The organism is Micrococcus sp. MS-ASIII-49 (genome assembly GCF_000946635.1).
Lineage (GTDB): Bacteria > Actinomycetota > Actinomycetes > Actinomycetales > Micrococcaceae > Micrococcus > Micrococcus luteus.
Map to the genome: position 1 here is coordinate 1 of NZ_JXSP01000157.1, position 14550 is coordinate 14550.

The following is a 14550-nucleotide window of genomic DNA, read 5'->3' on the forward strand; positions in this document are numbered from 1 at the left end:
CGCAACGGGGCCCCCCACCGGCCGCCGGCCAGCGCGCGGGCCGCGCCGCCCGCCTCGGCCCCGGCACCGTGGTCCGCTGCCACACCGCTGCAGCCCTGGGCACCGCGCCCGCAGCCCCGACGCCGGCCCTCGCCGTCGTCGACCTCGCGCCGGTGGCCCTGGCGTTCGCGGCGTGGGGTGCCCCAGGTGGGCGCGGGCTGACCCTGCCCGAGGACCCGCCGGCCGACGCGATGGCCGCAGCCGAGCGCACGCTCGCCTCCCTCGGCGCGGTGGACGAGGACGGGCGCATCACCCCGCACGGCGCCGTCCTGGCCGAGCTGCCCCTGGACCCGCCCCTCGGCCACGCCCTCCTGCGCGCGGCACCGTGGACGGGGCCCCGCCCCGCGGCCGAGGTGACGGCGGCCCTCACCCTGGACCTGCGCGCCCCCGGGGCCGACCTCGAGGCGCTGGTCGCGGCCGTGCGGGCCGGCCGGCACCCGGAGGCCGGGCGCTGGCGCCGGGAGGCGGACCGACTGGAACGACTCGCCCGTCGGCACGCACACCACGCCCCGGATGAGCCCGGGCCCGAGGCGACGGCGGCCGCGCGACGGCACCCCGCCGGCCTCGTGGCCGCCCTGGCCTTCCCCGCGTGGATCGCCCGACGCGCGGGGGAGGCGGGCGCGTACCTGCTCGCCTCCGGCACCCGCGCGGCCCTGCCCCGCGACGCCGCCGGCGGCGGCCTGGCGGGGCAGGAGTGGCTGGCCGTGGCCGAGGTCGCCCGCATCGCCGGGGACGCGGCCGGCACGGGTGCCGCGATCCGCTCGGCCGCGCCGATCGACCGGACGCTCGCCGAACTCGCCGGCGCGGGCCTGCGGCGCACCGAGGACACCGCCGACTGGCGCGGGGACCGGCTCACCGGCCGCCGCGTGGACCGGCTGGGCGCGCTCGTGCTGGCGGAGACGCCGGCCCCCGTCGCCCCCGACGCCGCCGCGCAGGCCGTGTGCGCCGCACTCGCCGCCGACGGCCTCGCCCGGTTCGACCCGAGCGGTCGGACCGAACGCCTGCGCCGCCGGGTGCACCTGCTCCACCGCGTCCTCGGCGCCCCGTGGCCGGACCTTTCGGACGCGGCGCTGCCCGGCCTGGACGCGCTGGTCGACGGGCTCGCGGCCGACCTGGCCGCGGGGCGGCCCCTCGCGCGCCTGGACGCCGAGGCGCTGCTGCGCGGTGCCCTGCCGTGGCCGGAGGCGGGGCGGCTGGACGAGCTCGCCCCCGAGCGCCTGCCCGTGCCGAGCGGGCGCGCCGTCGTCGTGGACTATCCGGCCGTCCACGAGGACACCCCGCCCGTGGTCGCCGCCAAGCTGCAGGAGTTCTTCGGGGCGCATGTCACCCCCGCTGTGGCGGACGGTCGTGAGCCGGTGGTCCTGCACCTGCTCTCCCCGGCAGGTCGCCCGCTCGCCGTGACCGCCGACCTGCCCTCCTTCTGGGCCGGCCCCTACGCGCAGGTCCGCGCTGAGAACCGGGGGCGCTACCCCAAGCACCCGTGGCCCGAGGATCCCGCCGCCGCGGAGCCGACCGCCCGGACGAACCGCCGCGCCCGCTGAGAAAGGGGTCCGCGAAACGTGCAGGAATCGCTGTGATGCGTGATGATGGCCGTCACATCCGACTCGCATCGATTGAGGTTCCACTTGTGAGACACGACACGCGGGCACGTCAACGGCGCCGGGCCACGCTGGCCGGCGCCGTCGCCGCGGGCGCGCTCCTGGCCGGGTGTGCTCCGGCCGAGCAGACGCCCACCCTGACCTGGTACACCAACCCCGACGACGGCGGGCAGGCGAAGATCGCCGCCCAGTGCACCGACGCCGCGAACGGCCGGTACAGAGTCGAGACGTCCATGCTTCCGACGGACGCCGCATCCCAGCGCGAGCAGCTGACCCGCCGCCTCGCCGCAGGCGACACGTCGATGGACATCATGTCCCTCGACCCGCCGTTCGTCCCCGAGCTCGCCGAGCCCGGGTTCCTGGCCCCCGTGCCGGAGGAGATGCAGGCGTACGCGAAGGACAACGCCCTGGAGGGCGCGCTCGCGGCCGCCAGCTGGAAGGACGAGCTCGTCACGGTCCCGTTCTGGGCCAACACGCAGCTGCTCTGGTACCGCAAGTCGGTCGCCGAGGCCGCGGGGCTGGACATGTCCCAGCCCGTCACGTGGGACCAGCTGATGGAGGCCGCCCGCAGCCAGGACAAGGACCTGGCCGTCCAGGGCGCCCGTGCGGAGTCCATGACCGTGTGGCTCAACGCGCTCATCGAGGGCGGCGGGGAGCAGATCGTCCCCAACGCCGAGGCGCCCACGGACGAGGTCACCACGAACCTCGACTCCGAGGCCGGCCGCACGGCCGCCCGGATCATCTCCACCATCGGCAAGGAGGGTCTCGGCAGCGCCGGCCTGCCGACCCAGGACGAGAACGCCTCCATGCTGCTCTTCCAGGGCAAGAACGGCTCGTTCATGGTCAACTGGCCGTTCGTCTGGCCGGCCACCCTCGGCTCCGTGGAGGAGGGCTCGCTGCCGGAGGACCTGCCCGAGGACATCGGCTGGGCCGTCTACCCCCGCACCGTCGAGGGCAAGGACGCCGCGCCGCCCGTGGGCGGCATCAACCTGGGGGTGGGCGCGAAGTCCGAGCACCAGGACCTCGCCTGGGACGCGATCTCCTGCATCACCACCACCGAGCACCAGAGCCAGTACTTCGTCGAGAACGGCAACCCGCCCGCCGACCCGGCGGCCTACGACGCCCCCGAGGTCGCCGAGAAGTACCCCATGGCGGACACCATCCGGGAGTCCCTCGAGCTGGGCGCCCCGCGGCCGCAGACCCCGTACTACAACGAGGTCTCCACCGCGATCCAGCAGCGCTACGCGCCGCCGTCGGGCGTCTCCGAGTCCACCCCGGCCGAGACCGACGACTTCATCCAGGAAGTCCTGAGAGGGGAGCGTCTGCTGTGAGCCACGTCGACACCGCACCCGCCGCATCCACCCCGCGCGCCGCCGAGGGTCGTCGCCCCCGCCGGGTGAAGTCCCAGCGCGCGAAGTCCGAGGCGCGTCTCGGCTGGCTCCTGGCCGGCCCCGCGTTCTTCGTGATGCTGTTCGTGGTCCTGTACCCGATCCTGCAGGCCCTCTACGACTCGCTGTTCACGTACCGGCTCACCGCGCCGGGCGACCGCGAGTTCGTGGGCCTGGGCAACTACGGCGTGATCCTCACGGACCCCGTGTTCTGGAAGGGCCTCGGGGTGACCCTGCTGATCACCGTGGTGACCGTGGTGGTCGAGCTCATCCTCGGCTTCCTGCTGGCCCTGGCCATGCACCACGCCATCAAGCAGACCCGCGGCCTGATCCGCACGATCATCCTGGTGCCGTACGGCATCATCACCGTGGTCTCCGCGTTCGCGTGGTTCTACATGTTCTCGATCGACTCGGGCTACATCAACGCCTGGTTCGAGTGGCTGCCGGGCGTCGACGCGGACCTGAACTGGTTCGCGCAGGGCAGCACCGCGCTGTTCGTGATCATGCTCTCCGAGATCTGGAAGACCACCCCGTTCATCTCCCTGCTCCTGCTGGCCGGCCTGGCCCAGGTGCCGGGCGACCTCACCGAGGCCGCCTCCGTCGACGGCGCCTCGTGGTGGCAGCGGATGAAGCTGGTCATCCTGCCGAACATGAAGGCCTCGATCATGGTGGCCGTCCTGTTCCGCGCGATGGACGCGTTCCGCATCTTCGACTCCATCTACATCATGACCAACGGCGCCTACGGCACCGAGGTCCTCTCGCTGCTGGCCTACCGCACGTCCATCGGCCGGCTCGAGATCGGCATGGGTTCGGCGGTCTCCGTGATCCTGTTCCTGTGCGTGGCCCTCATGGCGGTCATCGCCGTCAAGGGCTTCAAGGTGGACCTGGCCGACCGAGGAGGTTCCAAGTGAGCACCGCCGCATCCGCTCCCGCCCCCGAGGGCCGCGCGCCTGAGGGCCGCGCGCCCCACCGTCGCGGCACCGGGAAGGCCACCGCACTGTGGTGGATCCTCACCGTCGTGATCGGCGTGTGGTGCCTCTTCCCGCTGTTCTCGATCTTCGCGACCAGCTTCAAGACGCCCGCCGACCTCGCCAACGGCAAGCTGCTGCCCACCCAGTGGTCCACCGTGAACTACGAGGAGATCTTCGTGGGCGGCTCGCGCGAGCTGTTCCTCACGGCGCTGCGCAACTCGATCGGCATCACCGTGATCGCCACGATCATCGCCGTCATCCTGGCCACGCTGTGCGCCTACGCGATCGCCCGCCTGGACTTCCCGGGCAAGCGGATCGTGCTCACGGTGTCCCTGATGGTCTCGATGTTCCCCGTCATCTCCCTGGTGACGCCGCTGTTCAACATGTGGCGCACCCTCGGGCTGTACGACACGTGGGTCGGCCTGATCATCCCCTACCTGTCCCTGACCCTGCCGATCTCCATCTGGACCCTGGCCGCGTTCTTCCGCCAGATCCCGTGGGAGCTCGACCAGGCCGCGCAGGTGGACGGCGCCACCCCGCTCGAGGCGTTCCGCAAGGTGATCGTCCCGCTGGCCGCCCCCGGCGTCTTCACGACGGCGATCATCGCCTTCTTCATCGCCTGGAACGACTTCGTGTTCGGCATCTCCCTGACCTCCACCGAGACCGCGCGCACCGTGCCCGCCGCCCTGGCCTTCTTCACCGGCGCCTCGCAGTTCGAGTCGCCGACCGGGGCCATCTCGGCGGCCGCGATCATCGTGACCATCCCGATCGTGATCCTGGTGCTGGCGTTCCAGCGTCAGATCGTGGCCGGCCTGACCAACGGCGCGGTGAAGGGCTGAGGCCCGCACACGAGACCTCCCGAAAGGACCCCCCGATGGCCTCCATCACCCTGAACCACATCGACAAGACCTACGACGACGGCTTCCACGCCATCAAGGACGTGAACCTGGAGATCGAGGACGGCGAGTTCGTCATCCTCGTGGGCCCCTCCGGCTCCGGCAAGTCCACGCTGCTGCGCATGATCGTGGGCCTCGAGGACATCACCGACGGCGAGATGCTGATCGACGGCCGCCGCGTGAACGAGGCGGCCCCCAAGGACCGCAACCTCGCGATGGTGTTCCAGAACTACGCGCTGTACCCGCACCTGACGGTGTACGAGAACATCGCCTTCCCGCTGCGGCTGATCAAGGAGCACAAGCCCTCCGAGGAGGAGATCGACCGCAAGGTGCGCGACGCCGCCCGCGTGCTCGAGCTCGAGGACCACCTCGAGCGCAAGCCCGGCAACCTCTCCGGCGGCCAGCGTCAGCGTGTGGCCATGGGCCGGGCGATCGTGCGCGAGGCGGACGCGTTCCTCTTCGACGAGCCGCTGTCCAACCTGGACGCCAAGCTGCGCGGGCAGATGCGCGCGGAGATCTCGCAGCTGCAGCGCCGCCTGGCCACGACCTCCGTCTACGTGACGCACGACCAGACCGAGGCCATGACCCTGGGCGACCGGGTGGCCGTGCTCAAGAAGGGCGAGCTGCAGCAGGTGGCCAGCCCGCGCGAGCTCTACGAGCAGCCGCTCAACCTGTTCGTGGCCGGCTTCATCGGCTCGCCGTCGATGAACTTCCTGCCCGCCTCGCTGAAGCAGAAGGAGGGCGGCCACGTGCTGTCCTCGCCGATCGGTGACATCCCGGTGCCGCCCGAGAAGGCCCGCGCCGCCGAGGGGCGGGACATCGTGTTCCTCGGCCTGCGGCCGGAGTTCTTCGAGGACGCCGAGCTGGTGGAGGACAGCCGCCGCGACCGGGGCTCCACCTTCGACGCGACGCTCACGCACCTGGAGTGGCTGGGCCACGAGCAGTACGGCTACATCGAGTTCGAGCCGGACCCGGCCGTGGCCGAGATGCTCTCCGCGCTGGCCAAGGACCTGGATGCGGATGAGCTGCGCCCCGTCGTCGTGGCCACCCTCTCCGGCGAGTCCCGCGCCCGGCCGGGCACGCCGACCCGCCTGTGGGTGGACACCACGCGGGTGCACCTGTTCGACCCGACGACCGGTGAGAACCTCACCCGCGACCCGGAGGTCGGCGCCGAGCTGACCCGCCGGGCCGGCGAGGAGCGCCGCCGCCAGATCGAGATGGCGGCCGAGCGTGACGCCGCCGAGCACGAGGCGGACGCGCCGCGCCGCTGAGCCGGCGCCGCGGGACGCCGGGGGCGGGTCAGTATCCGCCCTCGGCGTCCACCAGGCCCTCCAGCTCCGTCCCGGCCGCGCGGGCCCGCAGGTTCCGCTCGACCCGCGCGTGGAGCAGCGGGACGCACATCTCCGGGGTGTCCGCCGTGTGCGGCGTGATGAGGGCGCGCTCCTCGGTCCAGAGCGGGTGGCCGTCCGGGAGGGGCTCGGGGTCGGTGACGTCCGTGCCGTAGCCGTGCAGCCGGCCCGCCGCGAGGGTCTGGACGACGGCGTCCGTGTCCACCAGCGCCCCGCGGGCGACGTTCACGAGCACGGCGTCCTCGTCCAGGAGGGCGAGGCGGTCGGCGTCGAACATGCCGCGGGTCTCCTCGGTGGCCGCCGCGGCGATCATCACGACCTGCGCGCCGGGCAGGACCTCGTCGAGGCGGTCGGTCGTGACGGTGCGGTCCGCGCCGGGCACGTCGCCCGCGCGTCGGCGGACCGCGGTGACGTGCACGTCCCAGGTCTTGAGCAGGCGGATGTACTCCTGTGCGATCCCGCCGCCGCCCACGACCACGGCGGTCAGGCCGTTCAGGGTGCGACCGGAGGAGGGGCCCCATGTGGTGGCGCGGACGCGCGCGGGCAGGTCCCGCAGCAGGGCCAGGGTGAGCAGCAGCGCGTGTTCGGCCACCGGCGGCGCGTACGTGCCCTTGGCGGACGTCCACACGATGTCCGGGCGGCTGCGCACGAGGGGGACGAACGGCTCGATCCCGGCGAACGGGAGCTGCACCCAGCTCACGTGGGGGTGGGCGGCCAGGGCCGCGGCGAGCGCATCGACCGCGATCGGGCGGACCATCAGCAGGGCCGTGGCGGAGGTGTCGCCCTCGGCCACGGCGGCGCCGCCGACGTCGGCCACGGCCTGCTCGGCCAGCCGACGGGCGTGGGCGTAGGGGGTGCCGGCGACGTCCTGCGCCGCGGGGAGGACGAGCAGGCGCTCGGGGACGTCGTCGGGTCGGGTGCGGGGGAGAGCGGAAGTGGTGGGCATGGTGCCCACCGTCCCACATCCTCCGGGCCCGCTTCAGCCGGCGACGGCGTCCCGGTGCGCGGCGGACAGCCGCAGGTAGGTGGCCGCGTTCTTCTTGAGGCCCTCCCGCTCCTCGTCCGTGAGGGGGCGGCGGACCTTCGCGGGGACGCCCGCCACGAGCGAGCCGGCCGGGACCTGCGTCCCCTCGAGCACCAGGGCGCCGGCGGCCACGAGCGAACCGGCGCCGATGACCGCGCCGTTCATCACCGTGGCGGACATGCCGATCAGGCAGTCGTCCTCCACGGTGGCCCCGTGCACCACGGCGGAGTGGCCCACGGAGACACCGGCGCCCAGGGTGCACGGGAAGCCCTCGTCCGCGTGCAGCACCACGTTGTCCTGCAGGTTGGTGCCCGCCCCGACGCGGATGGGGGCGGAGTCACCGCGGGCGGAGACGCCGTAGAAGGCCGAGGAGCGCTCGGCCATCTCGACGTCGCCGGTGATCGCGGCGGTCGGGGCGAGGAAGACGGACTCGTGGATGCGCGGGGTGGCACCCGCGACGGTGATGATGTGGGCCATGCCACCAGCCTAGGCGGGCAGGACGACGGCGCCGCGTGGCGCCGTCGTCCCGGGCTCAGCTGAAGACGACGGTCCGCCGGCCGTCCGCGAGGACGCGGTGCTGGGCGTGCCAGCGCACGGCCTGCGCGAGCGTGGAGCCCTCGACGTCGCGGCCGCGGGCCACGAAGTCGGCGGCGGTCTGGGCGTGGGTCACCGGCTGCACGGACTGCGCGATGATCGGGCCCTCGTCCAGGTCGGCGGTCACGTAGTGGGCGGTGGCGCCGATGAGCTTCACGCCGCGTTCGTGCGCCTGGTGGTAGGGGCGGGCGCCCTTGAAGGAGGGCAGGAACGAGTGGTGGATGTTGATGGCCATCCCGGCCAGGTCCCGGCACAGCTCGTCCGAGAGGATCTGCATGTAGCGGGCCAGGACCACCAGCTCGATGTCGAACTGGGCGATCAGATCGCGCAGCCGGTCCTCCGCGGCCTCCTTGGAGTCCCGGCTCGAGGGGTCCTTCGAGACGGGCACGTGGATGAAGGGCACGCCGTAGAAGGAGGCGAGCGGCTGCAGGTCCAGGTGGTTCGAGACCACCACGGGGATCTCGATGGGCAGGGTGCCGGCGCGCTGCTGGAAGAGCAGGTCGTTGAGGGTGTGCCCGTCCTTGGAGCACATCACGAGGGTGCGCATGCGCTGCGCCGCGTCCCACAGGCCCATGCGCATGCCGAACTCCTCGCGCACCGGCGCGAGCGCCTGCTCGATGTCCTCCCGCGTGGCCGGGGTCACGAACTCCACGCGCATGAAGAAGTCGCCGGTGTCCGGGGAGTCGTACTGCTGCGACTCGGTGATGTCCGCCTCCACGCCCAGCAGGGCGCCCGTCACGGCGTGCACGATGCCCTTGCGGTTCGTGCAGGCCAGCGTGAGCACGCGGGCGTGCTCCGCGCCGGAGGCGGGGGAGGGGCTGGGGGAGAGGGCTGCCGTGTCCATGGCGTCGATGGTAGGCGGTGCCGGCCGCGCGGAACCGCGGGATGACGGGGCTGATCCCTGGTCGGGGGGCCGGGCCCCGTGTCATCCTCAAGACCAGGTTCCCCGCCGCGCGGCGGCGCGGGAAGCACGACGCGGCGCCCGGCCCGGCCGGTCGCCCCAGACGACCGAGGAGCACCCCCATGCCACAGTCCACCCTCTACTGGATCATCGCGGCGATCATCGTCGTGCTGCTGATCCTGATCATCCTCTCGGTGATCGCCTCCCGCCGTCGTCGTGAGGCCGAGGCCGAGGCCGCCGAGACCCGGCTCGAGCGCCGGGGCGTCAGCGCGGACACCGCGGGTGAGCAGGCGGCCGCCGCCGCGGCCGCCCCCGCGGCCCCGACCCGCCTCTCCCGCCTGGACGAGGTGGCGGCCGAGAAGGACGCTCGCCCCGCGGCCGCGGTGAAGCCCGCCGGGGGTCCGGCTGCGTCCGACACCGCCGCGGCGGACCGCGAGACCGACGAGTCCGTCGCCGGCGTGGCCGGCGGTGCCGGGGTGACCGTGGACCAGCACGACGCCCCGAGCGCCGACGCCGCCGCTCAGATCCACCGCCGCGACGCCGCGGCTCCGGCCACCCGGGGCACTCTGCGCCCCGCTCCGGCGGCGCCGAGCACGGCGCGCGAGGCGGACACCGTGGGCCTGGGCGCGGCCGGTGTGGCCGGCGGCTCCGGCGTCACCCTGGACGAGCAGACGCCCGCGGCGGACGTCCCGGCGACCCCGGCCTCCCCGTCCCCGGTGACCGAGACCCCCGCCCCGGCGGCACCGGCCGCCGAGGCTCCGCAGCACAGGAGCCACCTCACCCCGGCTCCCGAGCACGTGCACGGGACCGTCCCCGCCGCCGAGGTCGCCACCGAGCACACCCCCACCAAGGAGTTCGCCACGGACGCGATCCCCGTCCCGCAGGGCGAGCACCTCGAGACGCACACGGTCGCCACCACCGCGCACGGCTCGGTCACCGTCGTGGCCGCCGAGTTGGACCAGGCCCAGCAGGCCGGCGCCGCCGGGGCGGATCGCTCGGCCGCCGGGGCCCTGCGCATCGACGGCACGCCCGGGGTGCCCGGGCGCGTGGCCGAGGCGGACCGCGAGCCGGCGCGTACCGAGGACCATCGCGTGGACGCCGCGCAGCCGGCGGCGGTCGAGCCCGCAGCCGAGCGCCCTTCCCTCGAGGCCGCCCCGGCCACCCGCCGGGCCGAGGCCCCGGAGACCCACGCCGGCACCACGCCGGCCACGCCCCTGGGCGGCGCCCCGGAGCTGGATCCGACCGCGGCCTCGTCCGGCCGTGCGGAGGACGCCACTCCGGCGACCCGCCGCGAGGCCCGCGCCGCCCAGTCGGCGGCAGCCGCCGGGACTGCCGGGACCGCCGCGCCGACGTCGTCGACGCCCACGACCGTGGCCCCGGACACCTCCACCTCCTCCGCCCCCACGGATGAGGAGCCCGCCGAGGACGACACCGAGGGCGCCGCCCTCCCGGACCTGCGGGCGGACCGCGACGAGACCCGAGCCTCGGACGCCGAGGGTGAGTCGAAGCTGGCCCAGGTCGGCGCCGTGGCGGCCTCCGCGTTCGAGACCGTGCGTGACAAGGTCGCCGTCCCGCTGCGGGACAACGTGGCCGTGCCCGCCAAGGACACGGTCGTGAAGGTGGTCAAGGACAAGCTGTCCCAGGCGCAGGAGCGCCGCTGGGGCAAGCGCTGACCTGGGCATTCGCCCCACGACGACGGCGGCCGCCCCCTCGTGCGAGGGAGCGGCCGCCGTGCGTTCAGCGGAGCGCGCGGGCGCCCGCCGGGGGAGGGAGCCGTCAGATGCGGGCCTCGCCGCCGGCCTCGACGCCCGGGATGCCGTCGCCCTCGTGGCGCTTGACCTCGTCCTCGATGCGCTGGCCGATCGCGGTGTCCACGTTCTTCCAGTACTCGAAGGCGCGGGCCTGGACGTCCTGGCGGACGCCCTTCAGCGCGCCGGCCACGGTCTCCACGAAGTCCTCGCGCTCCTGGGCCGAGAAGACCTCGCGGACGAGGGTGCCGGCCTGGCCGAAGTCGTCGTCGTCCGCGCGCAGGGCCTGGGCCTCGCGGGTCAGGGTGCCGTCGGCCTCCCAGCCGTCGTCCACCGGGCCGGTCTCGTCCGACCAGGAGTCGCCGTTGGAGTTCGGCGCGTAGGTGGAGCGGTCGCCGGTGTGGTCGTACCACATCTGGCCGTCGAAGGCGTAGTTGTGCACCGCGTTCTTGGGACGGTTCACCGGCAGCTGGTTCACGTGGGCGCCCACGCGGTACAGCTGTGCGTCGTGGTACGCGAAGGCGCGGCCCAGGAGCATGCGGTCCGGGGAGAGGCCGATGCCCGGCACGGTGTTGCTCGGGCTGAACGCGGCGGACTCGATCTGCGCGAAGTGGTTCTCCGGGTTGCGGTTCAGGGTCAGCGTGCCGACCTTGATGCGCGGGTAGTCCTTCTTGGAGATCGTCTTCGTCAGGTCGAAGGGGTTGAACCGGTAGGTCTTGCCCTCCTCGTAGGGGATCGCCTGGATGTAGAGGTCCCACTTGGGGTGGTCGCCCTTGGCGATGGACTCGAACAGGTCCTGGCGGTGGAAGTCGGCGTTCTCGCCGGCGATCTTGGTGGCCTCGTCGTTCGAGAGGTTGTGCACGCCCTGCTGGGAGATGAAGTGGTACTTCACCCAGTGCTTCTCGCCCTGGGCGTTGACCCACAGGTAGGTGTGGGAGCCGTAGCCGTTCATCTCACGCCAGGTGCGGGGCAGGCCGCGCGGGCCCATCAGGTAGGTCACCTGGTGCGCCGACTCGGGGTTGTTGGTCCAGAAGTCCCACTGCATGGTGGCATCGCGCAGGCCGGAGTCCGGCAGACGCTTCTGCGAGCGGATGAAGTGGGTGAACTTCATCGGGTCGCGCAGGAAGAAGATCGGGGTGTTGTTGCCGACGAGGTCGTAGTTGCCCTCCTCGCTGTAGAAGCGCAGTGCGAAGCCGCGCACGTCGCGCCAGGTGTCCGGGGAGCCGAGCTCGCCGGCCACGGTGGAGAAGCGCAGGAGGGTCTCGGTCTTCGTGCCGGGCTGGAACACGAGGGCCTTGGTGTACTTCGACACGTCCTCGGTCACCTCGAACTCGCCGAAGGCGCCGGAGCCCTTGGCGTGCGGGCGGCGCTCCGGGATGTTCATGCGGTTGAAGTGCTGGTGGGTCTCCAGCAGGTGGGTGTCGTGCAGGACGATGGGCCCCTCGCTGCCCACGGTCAGGGACTGGCGGTCGCTGACGGCCGGGGCGCCGTTCTGGCGGGTGGAACCGGTCGCGTGCGGGGTCGTCTTCTGGTACTCCGTCATGGAACTCTCCTTCGTCGATCGACGTCGGCCGCGCACCGATCGGTGCGGTGGGCGGCGTCATCCCCGATCTTGGCATATTTCTGAATCAGTCAAAAGAACCGGGTGCCGGGGTCGGTCGCCGGGGCCGCGGGCCGCCGTCGCGCAGGCCCGACGACGGCGCCTGGTCACTAGGATGGAGGGCACCGGAGCCTTCCGGCCGCACAGACCCCCGTTCGAAGGGAACCCCCGTGACGCAGACGCCCGACATCAACACCCAGCCCCTCGCCGAGGTGGACCCGGAGATCGCCGCGGCGCTCGCGGACGAGCTCGGCCGCCAGCGGGGCACGCTCGAGATGATCGCCTCGGAGAACTTCGTGCCGCGCGCCATCCTCGAGACGCAGGGCTCGGTGCTGACCAACAAGTACGCGGAGGGCTACCCGGGCCGCCGCTACTACGGCGGCTGCGAGTTCGTGGACGTGGCCGAGAACCTGGCCATCCAGCGCGCCAAGGACCTGTTCGGCGCCGAGCACGCCAACGTCCAGCCGCACGCCGGCGCTCAGGCCAACGTGGCCGTGATGACCTCGCTGCTGGACCACGGGGACACGATGATGGGCCTGTCCCTGGCGCACGGCGGCCACCTGACGCACGGCATGAAGCTGAACTTCTCCGGCAAGAACTACAGCATCGCCGCGTACGAGGTGGAGCCGGACACCCACCGCATCGACATGGACAAGGTGCGCGAGAAGGCCCTCGAGGCCCGGCCGAAGGTGATCGTGGCCGGCTGGTCCGCCTATCCCCGTCAGCTCGACTTCGCCGCCTTCCGCTCGATCGCGGACGAGGTCGGCGCCCGGCTCTGGGTGGACATGGCCCACTTCGCCGGCCTCGTGGCCGCCGGCCTGCACCCGAACCCGGTGCCGCACGCCGACGTCGTCTCCTCCACCGTGCACAAGACCCTCGCCGGCCCCCGTTCGGGCTTCATCCTCTCCACCGAGGAGCTGAAGAAGAAGATCGACTCCGCCGTGTTCCCGGGCCAGCAGGGCGGCCCGCTGATGCACGCGATCGCGGGCAAGGCCGTGGCCTTCAAGATCGCCGGCTCCGCGGACTTCAAGGAGAAGCAGGAGCGCACCCTGGCCGGCGCGCAGATCCTGGCCGAGCGCCTGACCGCCCCGGACATGGCCGAGCACGGCATCTCGGTGCTCACCGGCGGCACGGACGTGCACCTCGTCCTGGTGGACCTGCGCGAGTCCCAGCTGGACGGCAGGCAGGGCGAGGACATCCTGCACGAGGTCGGCATCACCGTGAACCGCAACTCGGTGCCGTGGGACCCGCGTCCGCCGATGACCACCTCCGGCCTGCGCATCGGCACCCCCGCGCTGGCCTCCCGCGGCTTCGGCGAGGCCGAGTTCCGCGAGGTGTCCGACGTCATCGCCGAGGCGCTGAAGCCGAGCCCGGACGTGGAGGCGCTGCGCGCCCGCGTCGTGAAGCTCACCGAGGACTTCCCGCTGTACGACGGCCTCGAGGGCTGGTGAGCCGGCGATGACCGCGAAGGTCCTGGACGGCAAGGCCACCGCCGCCGCGATCAAGGAGGAGCTGCGCGGCCGCGTGGCCGCCCTCGCCGAGCGCGGGCACACCCCCGGCCTCGGCACCCTGCTCGTGGGTGAGGACGCCGGCTCGCAGAAGTATGTGGCGGGCAAGCACCGCGACTGCGCCGAGGTGGGCATCGAGTCCATCCAGCGTGAGCTGCCCGCGGACGCGACGGAGGAGCAGATCCTCGACGTCGTGCGCGAGCTGAACGAGGACCCGGCCTGCACGGGCTACATCGTCCAGCTGCCGCTGCCGAAGCACGTGGACACCCAGAAGGTGCTCGAGGCCATCGACCCGGACAAGGACGCGGACGGCCTGCACCCCATGAACCTGGGGCGGCTCGTGGCCTCGGTCGGCGGCGAGCTGGACTCGCCGCTGCCGTGCACCCCGGCCGGCTGCGTCGAGCTGCTGCGCCACCACGGTGTGGGGCTGGCCGGCAAGCACGTGCTCGTGATCGGCCGCGGCGTGACCATCGGCCGGCCCGCCGGCCTCGTGTTCACCCGACGCGAGGTCAACGCCACCGTGACCCTGGCCCACACCGGCACCACGAACCTCGACGAGCTGCTGGCGAGCGCCGACGTCGTGATCGCCGCCGCCGGCTCCGCCCACATGGTGAAGCCGGAGCAGGTCAAGGAGGGCGTGATCGTCCTGGACGTGGGCGTCTCCCGCGTGACCGGGGAGGACGGGACGTCGCGCGTCCTGGGCGACGTGGACCCGGCCGTGAAGGAGAAGGCGGCCTGGATGGCGCCGAACCCGGGCGGCGTCGGGCCGATGACCCGCGTCATGCTGCTGGCGAACGTCGTCGAGGCCGCCGAGCGTGCCGCCGACGGCGAGGACTGGGCCGGGGAGCGGGCCGGAGCCTGACCTCTCCCACTCCCGCGACCAACCCTGCGATATGGCCCCCATCCGGGGTGGATGGGGGCCATATCGCAGGGT

12 protein-coding genes are annotated in these 14550 nt (G+C 73.0%); 8 read left to right on the forward strand and 4 right to left on the reverse strand.

Annotated features, from left to right (window positions below; genetic code table 11):
• The 5 genes from SJ20_RS10225 to SJ20_RS10245 form a co-directional block, all read left to right on the forward strand.
• Positions 1-1580 (forward strand): ATP-dependent helicase C-terminal domain-containing protein (locus tag SJ20_RS10225; protein ID WP_044659838.1); only part of this gene is annotated, 1580 nt, incomplete at its 5' end.
• Between the two features lie 86 nt (positions 1581-1666).
• Complete coding sequence (locus SJ20_RS10230; protein ID WP_044659839.1) at positions 1667-2968, forward strand: extracellular solute-binding protein; 1302 nt, start codon at positions 1667-1669, stop codon at positions 2966-2968.
• Entirely contained in the window at positions 2965-3936 is a 972-nt protein-coding gene (locus SJ20_RS10235) for a carbohydrate ABC transporter permease (protein WP_036381993.1), read from the forward strand. Before SJ20_RS10230 ends, SJ20_RS10235 begins: the two co-directional genes overlap by 4 nt.
• Positions 3933-4835 carry a carbohydrate ABC transporter permease gene (locus tag SJ20_RS10240; RefSeq protein WP_080695955.1) on the forward strand — a complete coding sequence of 301 codons (903 nt, stop codon included), beginning with the start codon at positions 3933-3935 and terminating at the stop codon, positions 4833-4835. The genes SJ20_RS10235 and SJ20_RS10240 overlap by 4 nt, the downstream gene beginning before the upstream one ends.
• Before the next feature lie 35 nt (positions 4836-4870).
• Positions 4871-6163 (forward strand): ABC transporter ATP-binding protein, encoded by a 1293-nt coding sequence (locus tag SJ20_RS10245; protein WP_036381991.1) that lies wholly within the window; start codon positions 4871-4873, stop codon positions 6161-6163.
• Between the two features lie 28 nt (positions 6164-6191).
• Here SJ20_RS10245 and SJ20_RS10250 read toward each other — a convergent pair whose 3' ends face one another.
• From SJ20_RS10250 to purU, 3 genes are read right to left on the reverse strand one after another with little or no spacing between them, the layout of a single operon-like run.
• Entirely contained in the window at positions 6192-7187 is a 996-nt protein-coding gene (locus SJ20_RS10250) for a D-isomer specific 2-hydroxyacid dehydrogenase family protein (protein WP_220478934.1), read from the reverse strand.
• Positions 7188-7220: 33 nt separating this feature from the next.
• Entirely contained in the window at positions 7221-7742 is a 522-nt protein-coding gene (locus SJ20_RS10255; protein WP_036314590.1) for a gamma carbonic anhydrase family protein, read from the reverse strand.
• Positions 7743-7797: 55 nt separating this feature from the next.
• Positions 7798-8703: a formyltetrahydrofolate deformylase gene (gene purU, locus SJ20_RS10260; RefSeq protein ID WP_036314586.1), complete on the reverse strand. Its 906-nt coding sequence runs from the start codon at positions 8701-8703 to the stop codon at positions 7798-7800.
• Between the two features lie 179 nt (positions 8704-8882).
• Here purU and SJ20_RS10265 point away from each other — a divergent pair, with 179 nt between their 5' ends.
• Complete coding sequence (locus tag SJ20_RS10265) at positions 8883-10433, forward strand: hypothetical protein (protein WP_044659840.1); 1551 nt, start codon at positions 8883-8885, stop codon at positions 10431-10433.
• A gap of 103 nt (positions 10434-10536) precedes the next feature.
• On the opposite strand, the gene SJ20_RS10270 is transcribed toward SJ20_RS10265, so the two are convergent.
• Positions 10537-12051 carry a catalase gene (locus tag SJ20_RS10270; protein WP_036338207.1) on the reverse strand — a complete coding sequence of 505 codons (1515 nt, stop codon included), beginning with the start codon at positions 12049-12051 and terminating at the stop codon, positions 10537-10539.
• Positions 12052-12278: 227 nt separating this feature from the next.
• Here SJ20_RS10270 and glyA point away from each other — a divergent pair, with 227 nt between their 5' ends.
• Positions 12279-13559: a serine hydroxymethyltransferase gene (gene glyA / locus SJ20_RS10275; RefSeq protein WP_010079361.1), complete on the forward strand. Its 1281-nt coding sequence runs from the start codon at positions 12279-12281 to the stop codon at positions 13557-13559.
• A gap of 7 nt (positions 13560-13566) precedes the next feature.
• Positions 13567-14478 carry a bifunctional methylenetetrahydrofolate dehydrogenase/methenyltetrahydrofolate cyclohydrolase gene (locus tag SJ20_RS10280; RefSeq protein ID WP_036338210.1) on the forward strand — a complete coding sequence of 304 codons (912 nt, stop codon included), beginning with the start codon at positions 13567-13569 and terminating at the stop codon, positions 14476-14478.
• Positions 14479-14550 lie beyond the last annotated feature (72 nt).

Coding starts and splice junctions, on each gene's coding strand:
- SJ20_RS10270 (WP_036338207.1), bottom strand. CDS start 12,051: ATGACGGAGTACCAGAAGACGACCCCGCACGCGACCGGTTCCACCCGC.
- purU (WP_036314586.1), bottom strand. CDS start 8,703: ATGGACACGGCAGCCCTCTCCCCCAGCCCCTCCCCCGCCTCCGGCGCG.
- SJ20_RS10280 (WP_036338210.1), top strand. CDS start 13,567: ATGACCGCGAAGGTCCTGGACGGCAAGGCCACCGCCGCCGCGATCAAG.
- SJ20_RS10265 (WP_044659840.1), top strand. CDS start 8,883: ATGCCACAGTCCACCCTCTACTGGATCATCGCGGCGATCATCGTCGTG.
- SJ20_RS10255 (WP_036314590.1), bottom strand. CDS start 7,742: ATGGCCCACATCATCACCGTCGCGGGTGCCACCCCGCGCATCCACGAG.
- SJ20_RS10245 (WP_036381991.1), top strand. CDS start 4,871: ATGGCCTCCATCACCCTGAACCACATCGACAAGACCTACGACGACGGC.
- SJ20_RS10250 (WP_220478934.1), bottom strand. CDS start 7,187: ATGCCCACCACTTCCGCTCTCCCCCGCACCCGACCCGACGACGTCCCC.